The organism is Streptomyces sp. NPDC000134, assembly GCF_042899225.1.
GTDB lineage: Bacteria > Actinomycetota > Actinomycetes > Streptomycetales > Streptomycetaceae > Streptomyces.
Map to the genome: position 1 here is coordinate 125,575 of NZ_JBIAZN010000003.1, position 16,263 is coordinate 141,837.

10 protein-coding genes are annotated in these 16,263 nt (G+C 73.7%); 2 read left to right on the forward strand and 8 right to left on the reverse strand.

The features are described 5' to 3' along the window. Window positions 1-25: 25 nt before the first annotated feature. From ACFY32_RS05310 to ACFY32_RS05320, 3 genes are all read right to left on the reverse strand, one after another. Window positions 26-1,840, reverse strand: a complete 1,815-nt coding sequence (locus ACFY32_RS05310; protein ID WP_390673476.1) for a serine/threonine-protein kinase — start codon at window positions 1,838-1,840, stop codon at window positions 26-28. A gap of 215 nt (window positions 1,841-2,055) precedes the next feature. After that, complete coding sequence (locus ACFY32_RS05315; protein ID WP_390673477.1) at window positions 2,056-4,773, reverse strand: protein kinase; 2,718 nt, start codon at window positions 4,771-4,773, stop codon at window positions 2,056-2,058. Window positions 4,774-4,927: 154 nt separating this feature from the next. Continuing rightward, on the reverse strand, window positions 4,928-6,943 hold the full coding sequence (locus ACFY32_RS05320) for a serine/threonine-protein kinase (protein WP_390673478.1): 2,016 nt from the start codon (window positions 6,941-6,943) through the stop codon (window positions 4,928-4,930). A gap of 171 nt (window positions 6,944-7,114) precedes the next feature. Here ACFY32_RS05320 and ACFY32_RS05325 point away from each other — a divergent pair, with 171 nt between their 5' ends. After that, a complete protein-coding gene (locus tag ACFY32_RS05325; protein WP_390673479.1) occupies window positions 7,115-8,209 on the forward strand; it encodes a serine hydrolase domain-containing protein in 1,095 nt (364 codons plus the stop codon). A 79-nt stretch (window positions 8,210-8,288) separates the two neighbouring features. Here ACFY32_RS05325 and ACFY32_RS05330 read toward each other — a convergent pair whose 3' ends face one another. Further along, a complete protein-coding gene (locus ACFY32_RS05330; RefSeq protein ID WP_359189093.1) occupies window positions 8,289-9,995 on the reverse strand; it encodes a glycerol-3-phosphate dehydrogenase/oxidase in 1,707 nt (568 codons plus the stop codon). A gap of 297 nt (window positions 9,996-10,292) precedes the next feature. On the opposite strand from ACFY32_RS05330, the gene ACFY32_RS05335 reads away from it, so the two are divergent. Further along, window positions 10,293-11,501, forward strand: coding sequence for a nucleotide sugar dehydrogenase (locus tag ACFY32_RS05335; RefSeq protein WP_359189096.1), 1,209 nt, complete (start codon window positions 10,293-10,295; stop codon window positions 11,499-11,501). Window positions 11,502-11,559: 58 nt separating this feature from the next. On the opposite strand, the gene ACFY32_RS05340 is transcribed toward ACFY32_RS05335, so the two are convergent. The 4 genes from ACFY32_RS05340 to ACFY32_RS05355 all read right to left on the reverse strand — a co-directional run bounded on the left by ACFY32_RS05340 (window position 11,560) and on the right by ACFY32_RS05355 (window position 16,005). After that, entirely contained in the window at window positions 11,560-12,684 is a 1,125-nt protein-coding gene (locus tag ACFY32_RS05340; RefSeq protein ID WP_359189099.1) for a GuaB3 family IMP dehydrogenase-related protein, read from the reverse strand. 146 nt (window positions 12,685-12,830) lie between these two features. Further along, entirely contained in the window at window positions 12,831-14,339 is a 1,509-nt protein-coding gene (gene guaB / locus ACFY32_RS05345; RefSeq protein WP_359189102.1) for an IMP dehydrogenase, read from the reverse strand. Window positions 14,340-14,478: 139 nt separating this feature from the next. Then, a complete protein-coding gene (locus ACFY32_RS05350) occupies window positions 14,479-15,069 on the reverse strand; it encodes a sigma-70 family RNA polymerase sigma factor (protein ID WP_359189105.1) in 591 nt (196 codons plus the stop codon). 324 nt (window positions 15,070-15,393) lie between these two features. Then, window positions 15,394-16,005 (reverse strand): response regulator transcription factor, encoded by a 612-nt coding sequence (locus tag ACFY32_RS05355; RefSeq protein ID WP_003948568.1) that lies wholly within the window; start codon window positions 16,003-16,005, stop codon window positions 15,394-15,396. Window positions 16,006-16,263 lie beyond the last annotated feature (258 nt).

Here is a 16,263-nt window from a genome sequence, read left to right on the forward strand (position 1 = left end):
GACAACCGACGTGCGGCCGGAGCCGTCAGCCGGTCCTTTCCTGCCAGCCCTGGAGCACGGCCGTGAACTGCTCGCGCGTGGTCGCCCAGTCCGCCTGGGGCGAGGACATGTAGAGGATGTACTCGACGCCGTCCCGGGACAGGTACGCCTCCTCGACCGCCCGGCGCGGCCCGGGGAACGGCGTGTCCTTGGCCAGGGCGTTCCAGGTGAACTCCCAGCGGGCGCTGTCCCGGTCCCGGTAGGTGGAGCGCTCCAGCGTCACCCGCCGGTAGCCGACCAGCTTGAGCTGCTGCTCCAGGTCGAGCTGGTGGGCGTAGGGGTCGTTGAAGTCGGGCGCGGTGTCCACGGCGATCCGGACGAAGTGCTCGCCGCCGTCGGGGGTGTAGTCGATCTGCCGGAGGTCGCCGTCCTCGTCGAGCGGCTGCCGCTTCCAGCCCTCGGGCAGCCAGAGGCTGAAACCGAGTGGGTCGTCGTACCGGACCCACCCGTGCGGTACGGAGCCCGTGGCCTTGTCGTCGGTGGTGCCCGAACCGGAAGGGTCCGGGGCGGACCCGGAGGTGTCCGGGGTCGGCGAACCGGTGGCGGCGGTGTCCTTCCCGGTGTCCCCGCCGAGGTCGGTGCCGCGCATCAGGACGGCGGCGCCCGCGCCGACGACCACGGCGGCGGCGATCACCACGGCGAGGGTCCGCAGCCTGCGACGCCGGGACGGTCCGCCCGGCCGGGCGGGGGCACCGGTGGACGGATGGCCCGGGGTCGTGGTGGTCACGCCGGGGTGAGCCGGGCCCGTCGTCCCGGGGTGGCCCGGGATCGTCGCGCCGGTCGGCGTCGTGGTGGTGGTGGGGCCGGCCGCCGCCGGGCCGGTCACCGGCGGGTACGGCGTCGCGGTGCCCCGGCCCCCGTACCGCTCGTGACCTCCGTGCCCCTCGTGACCTCCGTACCCCTCGTACGGCGTGTCGGCGGTGCCGCTCGCATACCCGCCGTCCGGGAACCGCCTTGTCGGCACGTACGCCTGGGCCCCGCTGGGCCGCCGGCCCTCCGCCGCCTCCGCGAGCATCTGCTCGGCCTCGGCCGCCGAGGGCCGGGTGGCCGGAGCCTTGCGCAGCAGGGCGGTGATGACGGGCCCGAGGGGACCGGCGTACCGGGGTTCCTCGGCCTCCTCCTCGACGACCGCCTGCATGGTGCCCAGGGCCGAGGTGCGGCGGAACGGCGATCTGCCCTCGACCGCCGTGTAGAGCGTCGCGCCCAGGGCCCACAGGTCGGAGGCGGGGCCGGGATCGTGGCCGCGGACCCGTTCGGGGGCCAGGTAGTCGACCGAGCCGACCACCTCGCCCGTGCGCGTGATGGTGCTGTCGCCCTCGATCTGCGCGATGCCGAAGTCGGTGAGCAGGACGCGTCCGTCCCGGCCGAGCAGGACGTTGCCGGGCTTGACGTCGCGGTGCAGGACGCCGGCGGAGTGCGCGGCGCCGAGGGCGCGCAGCACCCACAGGCCGATCCGCGCCGCCTCGCGGGGCTCGACGCGCTGGTCCTCCTTGACCGCGTCGGCCAGCGAACGGCCCTCGACCAGCTCCATCACGATCCACGGCCGGCCGTCGTGCTCCAGTACGTCGTGCACGGTGACGACGGCGGAGTGGTTGATCCGCGCGGCGGCCCGCGCCTCACCGCGGGTGCGCGCCAGCAGGACGGCCCGGTCGCTCTCGGCGACGTACAGCGCGGCGGTCAACTCCTTGATGGCGACGGTCCGGTGCAGTACCTCGTCGTGGGCGCGCCACACCCGGCCCATGCCACCGCTGCCGATGGCGTCAGCGAGCCGGTAGCGGCCCGCGAGGAGCCGGCCTTGCATCTGATTCACGTTGCCCCGCAATGCTCTTGACAGGGTCAGCGTAGGGACCGGTTCCCGCTCAGGGAACCGCCGGGGTGCTCCGGAGACCGCTCTGTGACGGTTGTCGCTTTCCGCGCCGGAGGTGAACCGAAGGGGTCCGCCGGGCGTCGGCGAGCCGACGTGCCGGGAGCGTGAACTCCGGTGCGGGATACGGCTCTACGGCACCCGGCGCGGCGTCATCCCGTCGCCTGGTACGTCGCCGACGCCTGCTCGAACAGGCGGGTCACCTCGTCGCGCTCCGCCTCCGGGCCGCGCACCTGCACCACGTGGTACCGGCCGCCGTCGAGGATCGCGAGGTTGCGCACGTACAGCTCGCCCCCGTCGTCGCCGGTCCAGGTGAACTGCCCCTCGGCCATGCGCCGCCCGCCCACCTCGATGCTCTTCAGCCCGGTGGAGGTGGCCCAACTGGAGTCCCGGTAGGGCTGCAGCTCGGGCTCCCGGTCGCGCTGATACGTCATCGGGTCGCCGCCGAACTCGGCGGTCGTGTCCCGGCCGGGCACCACGAGCAGTTCCAGGTCGCCGCGGGAGTAGACCACTTGGCCGCGTCCGTTGACGGCGGTGCGCTCCCAGCCCTTGGCGACGGCGACGCGGAAGCCCTCCGGGTCCTTGCGCAGGACGAAGCCGTCGGCGGCGCCGGGCTCGGTGGTCTGCGGCTCGGTGGAACCGGCGGGCCGCGAGGGCTTCGCGCCGTCCCCCCCGTGCCGCGGGGTCTCCCGCTCGGGCCGGGACTCGTCCTCCGGGTCCGCCGACGCGCCCGGCGCCCGGCTCGCCCCGCCGGCGGCGCTCGTCCGGTCGGTCGAACCGGTGCCGTCCGTCTCGCCGGCCTTCGGCATGAAGAGCATGGCGTACGCGACCGCCGCCGCCATGACCAGCAGTACCAGCAGTACCAGGGTGCGGCCGAGCCGGTGCGCGGAACGCCGCTCCTCCCGGCCCCGCTTGTGCCGGCCGTGGTGCGCGGGCAGCCCGGCGCGCCGCCTGCGCACCAGCTCGCCCCGGCGGCGTACGACCGGCAGCTTGGTGGTGTCCAGGGGCGGCGCGGGGACGACGTGCAGTCCGGCGTCCGGCTCCGGTGCCGAACGCACCAGCGAACGCAACCAGCCGCGCAGTTCCTCGAAGTCGAGGCGCTCGGTCGGGTCCTGCCGCAGCAGCGACTCCACGACCGGCCGCAGCGGCCCGCACTCCTCGGCGAAGGCCGGCGGCTCCGCGCAGACCATCTGCACCAGCTCGGCCGTGGACTCCTCCGGGTACGGCGCGTGCCCCTGTACGGCGCGGAAGAGGAGGGCGCCCAGCGCCCACAGGTCGGTCGCGGGGCCGATGGGCGCGGCGAGCTGCCAGTTCTCGTGCACGGGGCCGGCCTGCTCCGGGGCCCAGCGCTCGGTCACCGGCCCGACCACGGCCATCCGCGTCTGCCGCGCCCGCTCGGCCGCCAGCGCGGTCGTCGGCCCGCGCCCGCGCACGGACGCCTGCGCGACCAGGTCGTCCCAGCGGCCGGGGGTGGCGGCGGGAACGGGGGCGGAGGCGGGGGCGGGGGCGTTCCGGGTGTCGGGGACCGGGGGGACCGGCCGGGGACCGCCGGGCGCGGCCGGCAGACCACCGGGGGCGGCGGGCACCGGGCCCTGACCGCCGGGCAGCGGGCCCTGACCGCCAGGCATCGGGCCCTGACCGCCCGGCACCGGGCCTCGGCCGCCGTTCACCGGACCCTGACCGCCGGTCACCGGTTCCGCGTCGCCCGCCGTACGGGGCGTCGCCCCGTGCCAGGACGTGGAGGTGGAGGCGGTGGAGGTGGTCCGCACGCCGTAGGGGTCGGCGATCTGGCCGGGCGGCGCGCCGCCCGGGGAGGCGGGCGCACCGCGTCCGGGGGCGTACGGCGACTGCGCCGACCCGTTGGTGCCGGGCCCGGAGCCGCCGCCAGGCCCGGAGCCGCCGCCGGGGGCGGGGCGGGCGCCGGGCAGCGCCGCCCGGCCGTGCTGTGCCTCCTGCACCCGGGCGGCGGCGCGGGCACCCGCGCGGTAGGCGGCGATCGCCCCGGCCCGAGCCGCCCGGACGTCCCCGGCGGCGTCGAGCGCCCGCGGTCCGCCGCCCCCGGCGGTCCCGCCGCTCTCCACGCCCTGCGCCGGCAGCCCGCCGGCCACCCGCGCCTGTATCGCGGCCCGCCGCGCGGCCTCCGGGTCGCCGGGACCACCACCGGGCCCGATGGCCACCGTGGCCGCACCGGCCTCAGGCGCCTGGACCGGCTCGGCCCCGCCCCCCGGCTCGCCCTCGGGCGCCGGGACCGGGTCGTACCCGGACAACGCCTCCTCGGCGGCGCCGACCGCCAGCCCGGTCAGCATCACACGTCCGTCGTCGCAGACCAGCACCGTGCGCGCGGTGATGTTCCGGTGCACCCAGCCGTGGGCGTGCAGCACCCGCAGCGCCATCAGCACGTCGGAGGCGACCTCCGCCGCCCGGTACGGGGAGAGCGGCTGTTCGGCGAGGAGCGCGGCCAACGGCCGGGCGGCCACCATCTCGCTGACGACCCAGAGCGAACCGCCCTCGGCGAACACGTCGAAGACCTGGTCGAGGCGGGGATGGTCGGGGATGGCCGCCGCGGCCTGCGCCGCCTCCACGGCCCGCCGCACCGCCGGGTCCGTGGGCCGCCGTGTCCCGCCGCTCGCGGCCGGCCCGTGCTGCCCGGGTCGGCGCGGGCCGCCGTCACGCGCGGTGAACCCGTCGGGCAGCCCCTCCGCGTCGAGCACCTCCGCCTCGACGACCTCCGGCAACGGCACCTGCCGCACCAGGACTTCCTGCCCGCTGTAGGTGTCGAAGGCCCGGGTCTCGGTGAGTTCGTACTCGTCGGACGGCGGCAGCGGCAGGCGGTAGCGGTCGGCGAGTACCCGTCCCGCGTAGTCGTCCACGATGCCTCCCCGGCCACCCCGGTCGCTCGAATCCGTTCGCCTTACGACCCGTTCCCGCTGCGTACGGTCCGCACGCACTCACGATACGTGCCGGAGGCAACCCGCAAAGAGGTGATGCCAGATCTCAACCTTGCGAAACCGGCGCGCCCCCGGCTCAGGACTTGGGCTCGAAGGTCTTCGTCAGCGTCCGCCAGGTGTCCCGCCGCAGGTCGCCGTCCCAGTCGGCGGCCTTCGCGGTGTACATCAGCGCGTACCCCTGGTGGTCGTCGACGACGAATCCACGGTCGACGGTGCGGTACTCGGTACCGCTCTCCACGTACGTGAACTCCCAGTCCGCCGCGTTCCAGCCCCGGTAGCCGACCTTCTCGATGCGGATCTTCTGGTACTGGGAGCGCGTCATGTACCGCTCCTGGTTCTTCCAGTCCGCCACCGGGTCGCTCTTGGGCGTGGAGGTCCAGGCGACGAGCAGCTTCTGCCCGCCGGGCCCGGTGAACCGGTCCCCCGCGGCGCCCGTGGACGCGTACTTCCAGCCCTTGGGCAGCCCTATCTCGTAGCCCTGCTTGCCCTGGTGCGTCGATACGGCGCCGTCGTCGGCGGAGTCCCCCTTGTCCTCGGAGCCGCCGGAGTCGTCGGTGTCCGCCGACTCCCCGGCGTCCTCGGAGGAACCGGCCCCGGCCGACGCGCTCGCTCCGCTGCTCGGCGTGGCGGCGTCCGGCGACGAGGCACCGTCGGTACGGGTCCCGCCGGCTCCGTCCTGCTCGGTGCCCTCGCTCGCGGTGGCCGTGGCCGCCGCGCCCTTGCCGCCCGCGCTGTTGTCGTCGTCGCCGCCCAGGGTGAGGGCGAGGACGGCGCCGATCACGGCGAGCACCAGGACGACCGCGATGATCACCAGCGTCCGCTTCGGCACCACATCGGTGAGCGACGCCTTCGGCGCGGGCCGGGCCGGCAGATCCGGCGTCGGCATCACGGGCCAGCCGGAGCTGCGCCCGCCGGACCCGGTGCCGGTGCCGCCCGGGGTGCTCCGCTGCCGGCCGGCGCCCGCGCCACCGGACCCGCCGGCCGCGGGCGCGGCCTCCCGCGCCCCCGCGGCGGACCCGGCCGCCCCGGTGGCCGCGCCGGTCCCGTCGCTCCCGGACTTGGCACGGGTGGCGGCCGCACCGGCCGCCCCCGCCGAGACGGCGGCCTTCTTCACCGAGCGCAGCGCGCCGCGCAGCTTCTCCCCGGCCTCCTCGCCCCGCCGGCTCCCCGAGCCGGCCCGCTCGTCCGGCTGGGCCGGCAGGGGCACCACCTTGGTGGCGTCGGCCGGTTCCGCGGTGTCGGGCGCCTTGACGACCTTGGTGAGCAGCGCGCGGGCTCCGACGTCGTCCAGCCGCTTGGCGGGGTCCTTGGTGAGCAGCCCGTGGATGACGTCCCGGAGCGGCCCGGCGTTCCTCGGCTCCTCCAGCGGCTCGGTCATCACCGCGGTGAGGGTCGCGATCGCGGAGCCCCTGTCGTACGGCGGGGTGCCCTCCACCGCCGCGTACAGCAGCCCGCCCAGCGACCACAGGTCGGCCGCCGGTCCCGGCTTGTGGCCGCGGGCCCGCTCCGGGGAGATGTACGAGGGGGCGCCGACGAGCATGCCGGTGGAGGTGATGGACGGGTCGCCCTCGACCTGGGCGATGCCGAAGTCGGTGAGCACGACCCGGCCGTCCTCGGCGATCAGCACGTTCGACGGCTTCACGTCGCGGTGCAGGATGCCCTCGCGGTGCGCCGAGCGCAGCACGTCCAGGACGGCGAGGCCGACCTCGGCGGCGCGGCGCGGTTCCAGCAGTCCGTCCTCGCGGATGACCTCGGCGAGCGACTTGCCCTCGACGAGTTCCATCACGATCCACGGCCGGTCGTCCTCGTCGACCACGTCGAAGACCGTCACGGCGCTGTTGTTGCGGATCCGCGCGATCGCCTTGGCCTCGCGCAGCGTGCGCGTGATCAGGCGCCGCTTCTCCTCCTCGTCGATGCTCGACGGGAACCGCAGCTCCTTGACGGCGACCGTGCGTCCCAGGGTCTCGTCCTCGGCCCGCCACACCGTCCCCATGCCGCCGCGGCCGAGCACATCTCCCAGCCGGTACCGCCCGGCGAGGAGACGTGCGCTCTTGTCCTGACGGGATGTCCCCGCCCGCTCCGCCTCCGACATGCGTCCCCTCATGCAACCCGCCCTGACAGAGCCTTCATTGTCCCTCACCCGACAAGTGCTCGACGCCCAGGGTGCCCCTGGCGGCGCAGTCCGGTCCCGCACCCTGCGGACCCCGGTGAACCAGGCGCTCCACGGCCTTGCATGATGGGCGCGACGAGGGAGGAGCCCGCGATGCCACCACTGCGGACACTGCTGGCGTTCGCCCTCGCCCTGACCCTCCTCACGCTCGCTCCGGCCGCGGCGTCGACCCTCTGGGTCCCACCGGCGGACCCGCTGCTGGCGTCGCTGGTCACGAGGGGCGGGGCGCCGGCCGCCGCCCTGCTCGCGCTCGATGACGGCGGAGCCCGCTACGCCGGTGCCGGGAAGGGGATCGCCCGTGCCGACCACTTCCGGGCCGGCAGCGTCACGAAGACCTTCGTCGCCACGGTCGTCCTGCAACTCGCCGCCGAGCACCGCCTGTCACTGTCCGACACGGTGGAGGACCATCTGCCCGGCCTGGTGCGCGGAGCGGGCAACGACGGGCGCGCGCTGACCCTCCGTGACCTGCTCGCCCACACCAGCGGGCTGCACGACTTCACCTCGGACACCGGCGGAACCGTGCCCGTGACACCCCGTCAGGCCCTACGCATCGCCCTCACCCACCCCCCGGCCGACCTCGGCCGCTTCTCGTACTCCAACACCAACTACGTGCTGCTCGGCCTGATCGTCGAGCAGGTCACCGGGCGCTCGTACGCCGCCGAGGCCGAGCGCCGCCTCATCGCTCCGCTGGGTCTGACAGATACCTCCTTCCCCGGTTCCCGGACTTCACTGCCCTCCCCGCACGGCCGCGCCTACACGGCCGACGGCACCGATGTCACCGTCCTGGACCCGCGGGTGGCCGGAGCCGCGGGCGAACTGGTGTCCACGCTGGCCGACCTGGACCGCTTCTACGGGGCCCTGCTCGGCGGTGATCTGCTGTCCCCGCGCTGGCTGCGCGAGATGCTCGACACCCGGGCCGCACACGGCGCGTACGGCATGGGCCTGTATCCGGAGAGGCTGCCCTGCGGCCTGACGGTGTGGGGACACAACGGGCGCATAGCGGGCAGCTATGTGCGCGTCGCGGCCACCGTCGACGGCCGCCGGGTCCTTGCCTTCCGGGTCAATACGGACACGATCGCCTCCCCCGGCCTGGAGCCCGCGCTGCTCGCGGCCGAGTTCTGCCCCCACACCTCTTGGAACGGCCGGGCCGCACGCGAAGCTCCCGTCCCCCGCCACCCGTTCGAGTGAAACCCGCACCGCCCGCACCACCCGCACCACACGCCCCACCGCCCCAGGCCGGCCGGCCGGCCCGGCGGACCCCAGCGCCTCACAGCGGCACGATGTCCGGCGCCCCCAGCCGTGCCGCGTCCGCCGTCAGGTCGTCGGGCTGGCGCTGCGACTCCCGCTCCGCCTCCACCCGCTTCTCGTAGTGCTCCACCTCGCGCTCGATCTGGTCCTTGTCCCAGCCCAGCACGGGCGCCATCAGCTCGGCCGCCTCGCGGGCGCTGCGGGTGCCCCGGTCGAAGGTCTCGATGGAGATCCGGGTGCGCCGGGTCAGCACGTCGTCCAGGTGCCGCGCCCCCTCGTGCGAGGCGGCGTACACGATCTCGGCGCGCAGGTAGTCGTCGGCGCTGGGCAGCGGTTCGCCCAGCGAAGGGTCGGCGGCGATCAGCGCCAGGACCTCCTCGGCCACGGCGCCGTAACGGTTCAGCAGGTGTTCCACGCGGACCACGTGCAGGCCGGTCCGGGCGGCGACCCGGGCCCGCGCGTTCCACAGCGCCCGGAAGCCCTCGGCGCCCAGCAGCGGCACGTCCTCGGTGACGCAGTCGGCGACGCGCAGGTCCAGTCCGTGCACCGCCTCGTCGACCGCGTCCTTGGCCATCACCCGGTACGTCGTGTACTTCCCGCCCGCCACGACGACCAGCCCCGGCACCGGGTGGGCGACGGTGTGCTCGCGCGACAGCTTGCTGGTGGCGTCCGACTCGCCGGCCAGCAGCGGACGCAGCCCCGCGTACACGCCCTCGACGTCGTCCCTCGTCAGCGGCACGGCGAGGACGGAGTTGACGTGTTCGAGGAGGTAGTCGATGTCCGCGCTGGACGCGGCCGGGTGGGCCTTGTCGAGGTCCCAGTCGGTGTCCGTGGTGCCGATGATCCAGTGCCGGCCCCAGGGGATGACGAAGAGCACGGACTTCTCGGTGCGCAGGATCAGCCCGGTCGAGGAGTGGATGCGGTCCTTGGGAACGACGAGGTGGATGCCCTTGGACGCGCGGACGTGGAACTGGCCGCGCTCCCCCACCAGCGACTGGGTGTCGTCGGTCCACACACCGGTGGCGTTGACGACCTGCTTGGCGCGGATCTCGTACTCCCCGCCGGCCTCGACGTCCAGCACACGCGCGCCCACGACCCGCTCGCCCTCGCGCAGGAAGCCGGTCACCCGAGCACGGTTGGCGACCGGCGCGCCGTACGCCGCCGCGGTGCGCACCAGGGTGGCCACGAACCGGGCGTCGTCCATCTGCGCGTCGTAGTACTGCAAGGCCCCGACCAGCGCGTCCTTCTTCAAGGCGGGCGCCACCCGCAGGGCGTGACGGCGGCTCAGGTGACGGTGGCCCGGCAGGCCCCGGCCGTGACCGCGGGCCATCGACATGGCGTCGTAGAGCGCGACGCCGGAACCGGCGTAGAGCCGCTCCCAGCCCTTGTGCTGCAACGGGTACAGGAACGGCACCGGCTTCACCAGGTGCGGGGCGAGCCGCTCCAGCAGCAGGCCGCGCTCCTTCAGTGCCTCCCGGACGAGGGCGAAGTCGAGCATCTCCAGATAGCGCAGGCCGCCGTGGATCAGCTTGCTGGACCTGCTGGAGGTCCCCGACGCCCAGTCGCGCGCCTCGACCAGCCCGGTGGACAGACCGCGGGTGACGGCGTCCAGGGCGGTGCCCGCGCCCACCACGCCGCCGCCGACGACCAGCACGTCCAGTTCCCGCTCGGCCATCGCCGCCAGCGACTCGGCGCGCTGCGCCGGGCCCAGTATCGCTGTCCTCACCGCTGCCTCCCGCTCGTCCGGTCGTCCCGGTTCTTCGGTCGCGTCGGCCGCACCCGTCGGGCGAGGCCCGGTCGTTCCGCGTACCCCCCATGCCCAGATTCTGACCGGGTTGCCCGACTTCAGCCACCACGGGCCCTCACCTGTGGACAACCGTCACACCAACACTCGGGGTAACTCGGCCGACCAATCCCGCAAATCGGTCATATTTACTCCTAGTGTGACCGTGTGCTCGCCCGAGTCGTCCACCGGGCTTGCGCACCTGTCCCGCTTCGGTTACTGGGAAGGACGGCCCACGCCATGCCCGCAGATCTCGCCGTCATCGGACTCGGCCCCTACGGCCTGCCGCTGGCCCAGGCCGCCGTCGCCGCCGGCATCCCCACGCTCGGTTACCGCACCGGGCCCGAGACCGGCTCCCTGACCCCCGCCGAACTGCGCCGGATGCTCGCGTCCGGCTTCCGGACGGCCGCCGGACCGGCCGAGCTGGGCCGGGTCCGCACCGCCGTCATCTGCGCGCCGACCCCGCCGGGCGCGGACGGCGGCCCGGACCTGGCGCAGGTGGAGGCCGCGGCCCGGACCCTCGCCGCCCATCTGCGCCCGCACACCACGGTGATCCTGGAGTCGCCGGTGCGGCCGGGGACCACGGAGGACTTCCTCCGCCCGGTCCTGGAGCGCGGATCGGGCCTGCGCGCGGGGCGCGACTTCCACCTCGCCTACTCCCCCAGCCGCGTCGACCCCGGCAACCGCGACTTCACACCCGCGAACACCCCGAAGGTGATCGGCGGCCTCACTCCCGCCTGCACCGAGTCGGCCGCCGCGTTCTACGGCCGCCTGACCGACAAGGTGGTCCGCGCCCGGGGCCCCCGGGAGGCGGAGACGGTACAGCTCCTGGAGACGAACTTCCGGCATGTGAACATCGCACTCGTCAACGAGATGGCCGTCCTCTGCCACGATCTGGGCGTCGACCTGTGGGACGTCATCCGCTGCGCGGAGACGAAACCGTTCGGATTCCAGACCTTCCGCCCCGGACCCGGCGTCGGCGGCCACTCCGTCCCCCAGGACCTCACCGGCCGGGCCCCGCACTCGCTGCGCATGGTGGAGCTGGCCCAGCGGGTCAACAGCCAGATGCCCCGCTACGTCGTCCAGCGCGCCGCCGCGCTCCTCAACGAGCACGGCAAGTCCGCCCGCGGCGCCCGCGTCCTGCTGCTCGGCGTCACCTACAAGGCCGACCTCGCCGACCGGCAGGCCGCCCCGGCCGAGGAGATCGCGACCCGGCTGGTGTCGATGGGCGCCGCGGTCAGCTACCACGACCCGCACGTCCCTTCCTGGTCGGTCCTGGACCGCCCGGTCCCCCGCGTCGACTCCCTCTACGAGGCCGCCGCCGACGCCGATCTGACCATCCTGCTCCAGCAGCACCGCACGTACGACCTCCAGGGCCTGTCGGTGAAGGCCCAGCTCCTGCTGGACACGCGCGGCGCCACGCCCACGGGGGCGGCGTACCGGCTGTGAGGGAACGCGAGGGGCCGGCCACCACCGGGTGGCCGGCCCCTCGTACGGGTACGCGTGCTCAGCGGCGGTGCTGCGAGTCCGCCACCGTCACCTCGACGCGCTGGAACTCCTTCAGCTCGCTGTAGCCGGTGGTGGCCATGGCGCGGCGCAGGGCGCCGAAGAAGTTCATCGAGCCGTCGGGGGTGTGGGACGGGCCGGTGAGGATCTCCTCGACGGTGCCGACGGTGCCGAGGTCGACCTTCTTGCCGCGCGGCAGCTCCTCGTTGACCGCCTCCATGCCCCAGTGGTGGCCCTTGCCCGGCGCGTCGGTCGCCCGCGCCAGCGGCGAGCCCATCATCACCGAGTCGGCGCCGCAGGCGATCGCCTTGGGCAGGTCGCCGGACCAGCCGACCCCGCCGTCCGCGATGACGTGCACGTACCGGCCGCCGGACTCGTCCATGTAGTCACGGCGGGCCGCCGCCACGTCCGCGACGGCCGTGGCCATGGGGACCTGGATGCCCAGCACGTTGCGCGTGGTGTGCGCGGCGCCGCCGCCGAAGCCGACCAGGACGCCGGCCGCGCCGGTGCGCATCAGGTGCAGGGCGGCGGTGTAGGTGGCGCAGCCGCCGACGATGACCGGGACGTCCAGCTCGTAGATGAACTGCTTGAGGTTGAGCGGCTCGTGCGAACCGGAGACGTGCTCCGCCGACACGGTCGTACCGCGGATGACGAAGATGTCCACCCCGGCGTCGACCACGGCCTTGGAGAACTGGGCGGTGCGCTGCGGGGAGAGCGCGGCGGCGGTGACCACGCCCGAGTCGCGCACCTCCTTGATGCGCTGCCCGATCAGCTCCTCCTTGACGGGAGCGGCGTAGATCTCCTGGAGCCGGCGGGTCGCGGCCTCGACGGGCAGGCCGACGATCTCGTCGAGCAGCGGCTGCGGGTCCTCGTACCGGGTCCAGAGCCCTTCGAGGTTCAGCACGCCGAGGCCGCCGAGTTCGCCGATGCGGATGGCGGTGGCCGGCGAGACGACCGAGTCCATCGGGGCGGCCAGGAACGGCAGCTCGAACCGGTAGGCGTCGATCTGCCAGGCGATCGAGACCTCCTTCGGGTCCCGGGTACGGCGGCTGGGGACGACGGCGATGTCGTCGAAGGCGTACGCCCGGCGGCCGCGCTTGCCGCGCCCGATCTCGATCTCAGTCACGTCTGTGGCCTTTCCCTATGCGTTTCAGCGTCTTCCAGTATCGCCGACGGGCACGGCAGGGCGTTGCTGAGGGATCTCCGCGGCGATCCCTCAGCAACGCCCAGGGCGGTCCCGGATGTTCCGGGACCGCCCTGGGCAGGCGCCGCCTACTTGGCGCGGCTGTAGTTCGGTGCCTCGACCGTCATCTGGATGTCGTGCGGGTGGCTCTCCTTCAGGCCGGCGGAGGTGATCCGCACGAACCGGCCGTTGCTCTGCAGCTCCGGCACGGTCCGGCCGCCGACGTAGAACATCGACTGGCGCAGACCGCCGACCAACTGGTGGACGACCGAGGAGAGCGGGCCCCGGTAGGGCACCTGGCCCTCGATGCCCTCGGGGACGAGCTGCTCGTCGGAGGCGACGCCCTCCTGGAAGTAGCGGTCCTTGGAGAACGACCTGCGGTCGCCGCGGGTCTGCATGGCGCCCAGCGAGCCCATGCCGCGGTACGACTTGAACTGCTTGCCGTTGATGAAGAGCAGCTCGCCCGGCGACTCCTCGCAGCCCGCGAGCAGCGAGCCCAGCATCACCGTGTCGGCGCCGGCCACCAGGGCCTTGGCGATGTCGCCGGAGTACTGCAGACCGCCGTCGCCGATGACCGGCACGCCGGCCTCGCGGGCGGCCAGCGACGCCTCGTAGATGGCGGTGACCTGCGGGACGCCGACGCCGGCGACCACGCGGGTGGTGCAGATGGAGCCGGGGCCGACCCCGACCTTGATGCCGTCGGCGCCCGCGTCGACCAGGGCCTTGGCGCCGTCGCGGGTGGCGATGTTGCCGCCGATGACGTCGACGCCGGCGGAGTTGGACTTGATCTTGGCGACCATGTCGCCGACCAGGCGGGAGTGGCCGTGCGCGGTGTCGACGACGATGAAGTCGACGCCCGCCTCGATCAGCGCCTGGGCACGCTCGTAGGCGTCGCCGGCGACGCCGACCGCGGCGCCGACCAGCAGCCGGCCCTCGCCGTCCTTGGAGGCGTTGGGGTACTTCTCGGCCTTGACGAAGTCCTTGACCGTGATCAGGCCCTTGAGGACACCGCCGTCGTCGACCAGCGGCAGCTTCTCGATCTTGTGGCGGCGCAGCAGCTCCATCGCCTCGTGACCGGAGATGCCGACCTTGCCGGTGACCAGCGGCATCGGCGTCATGACCTCGCGCACCCGGCGGGTCCGGTCGGTCTCGAAGGCCATGTCGCGGTTGGTGACGATGCCGAGCAGCTTGCCGCCGCCGTCGATGACCGGCACGCCGCTGATGCGGAACTTGGCGCACAGGGCGTCGGCCTCGGCGAGCGTGGCGTCCGGGTGGATCGTGATGGGGTGGGCCACCATGCCCGACTCGGAGCGCTTGACCAGGTCGACCTGGTTGGCCTGGTCCTCGATGGACAGGTTGCGGTGCAACACGCCGACGCCGCCCTGGCGGGCCATCGCGATCGCCATGCGCGACTCGGTGACCTTGTCCATGGCGGCGGACAGCAGCGGGATGTTGACCCGCACGTTCCTGGAGACGTACGAGGCGGTGTCGATCTCGTCGGGTGCCATGTCCGACGGGCCCGGCAGCAGCAGCACGTCGTCGTAGGTCAGCCCGAGTGTCGCGAATTTCTCGGGCACTCCGTCGACGTTGGCAGTCATGACACCTTCCCCAAATGGCCTTGATCGGTGCGGATGTCCATGCTAACGGGGAATGGACGTGGGTCATTCCACGATCAAGGGGACGACGGGCCTTCGTAGATTCGTACGGGACCGGCGGGGCGCCCGCGCACCGGGGGTACTACTGCTCCGCGAGGGCCCTGAGGCGGCTCAGCGCCCGGTGCTGGGCGACGCGCACCGCCCCGGGTGACATTCCCAACATCTGGCCGGTCTCCTCGGCGGTGAGGCCGACGGCGATCCGCAGCAGCAGCAGCTCCCGCTGGTTCTCCGGCAGGTTGGCCAGCAGTTTCTTGGCCCACTCGGCGTCGCTGCTGAGCAGCGCCCGCTCCTCCGGGCCGAGGGAGTCGTCCGGCCGCTCGGGCATCTCGTCGGACGGCACGGCGGTGGAACCGGGGTGGCGCATCGCGGCGCGCTGGAGGTCGGCGACCTTGTGGGCGGCGATGGCGAAGACGAACGCCTCGAAGGGGCGGCCGGTGTCCTTGTAGCGCGGCAACGCGAGCAGGACCGCGACGCAGACCTCCTGGGCGAGGTCCTCGACGAAGTGACGGGCGTCGCCGGGCAGCCGGGACAGCCGGGTGCGGCAGTAGCGCAGGGCGAGGGGGTGGACATGGGCGAGCAGGTCGTGCGTGGCCTGCTCGTCCCCGTCTACGGCCCGGTGGACGAGCGCACCGACCGTCCCCCTTTGCTCGGGGGCCGCCTCGTCGTCACGCATCGGTCCATGGTGCCCTGCGGCCGTCCGATCCGTGACACCGCGTCCGGTGTTGTGCACCGAAGCGTTATGAGCAGGTGCGCCGGCACTCATCCCCTGCGCCCTCCCCTTCCGCTCGACCGACTCGTCCCCGAGGAACTCCACACCTCAAGGATGCGGCATCCGCGGCGAAACGAGCAGCGGGCACCGACAGAGCTACTTGACCGGCCTCGCTCCCGCGCCCACGGGGGCGCGGGGGCCGTATCGACCCGGGGCGCCGCCGCCCGGCCCGGCCGGCGGCGACGGGCCCGCGGGTGCCGGACGGCACGGCGCGGTGGCCGGCGGGACCTAGCGGACCAGGCCCCACCGGAAGCCGAGGGCCACCGCGTGGGCGCGGTCGGATGCCCCGAGCTTCTTGAACAGCCGCCGGGCGTGCGTCTTGACGGTGTCCTCGGAGAGGAACAGCTCACGGCCGATCTCGGCGTTGGACCGCCCGTGGCTCATGCCCTCCAGCACCTGGATCTCCCGCGCGGTGAGCGTCGGCGCGGCGCCCATCTCGGCGGAGCGCAGCCGGCGCGGGGCGAGCCGCCAGGTCGGGTCGGCGAGGGCCTGGGTGACCGTGGCCCGCAGTTCGGCGCGCGAGGCGTCCTTGTGCAGATAGCCCCGGGCGCCGGCGGCGACCGCGAGGGCCACGCCGTCGAGGTCCTCGGCGACGGTGAGCATGATGATGCGCGCACCGGGGTCGGCGGACAGCAGCCGCCGGACGGTCTCGACGCCGCCCAGGCCGGGCATGCGCACGTCCATCAGAATCAGGTCGGAGCGGTCGGCACCCCAGCGGCGGAGGACTTCCTCGCCGTTGGCAGCCGTCGTCACGCGCTCGACGCCGGGCACGGTCGCGACCGCGCGGCGGAGCGCCTCTCGGGCAAGCGGGGAGTCGTCGCAGACGAGGACGGATGTCATGACCGTCCTCCGCAGCTAGTGCGCGTCACCTTGAGCCTCCAGGCTGGTACGAAATCGTCACCTGTGCGGTCGACCGTCTCGGACGCCCGTCCGAGCACTTCTTCCTTCAACCGCCTCCGCACTCTCAACGACGGTCACTCGAAAGAGTTACGGGGCTGTGTGTCGTCTTCGGCACTCTACGTGAGGGGACGGACACGAGGCAGTCACGCGCAGCGAACCCACAATCTTTCATCACAACCTATGCCCCATTCAGCCGCT

Excerpts from the sequence above, each read along its gene's own strand:
- ACFY32_RS05355 (WP_003948568.1), bottom strand. The coding sequence starts at position 16,005 with ATGACATCCGTCCTCGTCTGCGACGACTCCCCGCTTGCCCGAGAGGCG.
- ACFY32_RS05335 (WP_359189096.1), top strand. The coding sequence starts at position 10,293 with ATGCCCGCAGATCTCGCCGTCATCGGACTCGGCCCCTACGGCCTGCCG.
- guaB (WP_359189102.1), bottom strand. The coding sequence starts at position 14,339 with ATGACTGCCAACGTCGACGGAGTGCCCGAGAAATTCGCGACACTCGGG.
- ACFY32_RS05310 (WP_390673476.1), bottom strand. The coding sequence starts at position 1,840 with ATGCAAGGCCGGCTCCTCGCGGGCCGCTACCGGCTCGCTGACGCCATC.
- ACFY32_RS05325 (WP_390673479.1), top strand. The coding sequence starts at position 7,115 with ATGCCACCACTGCGGACACTGCTGGCGTTCGCCCTCGCCCTGACCCTC.
- ACFY32_RS05350 (WP_359189105.1), bottom strand. The coding sequence starts at position 15,069 with ATGCGTGACGACGAGGCGGCCCCCGAGCAAAGGGGGACGGTCGGTGCG.
- ACFY32_RS05320 (WP_390673478.1), bottom strand. The coding sequence starts at position 6,943 with ATGTCGGAGGCGGAGCGGGCGGGGACATCCCGTCAGGACAAGAGCGCA.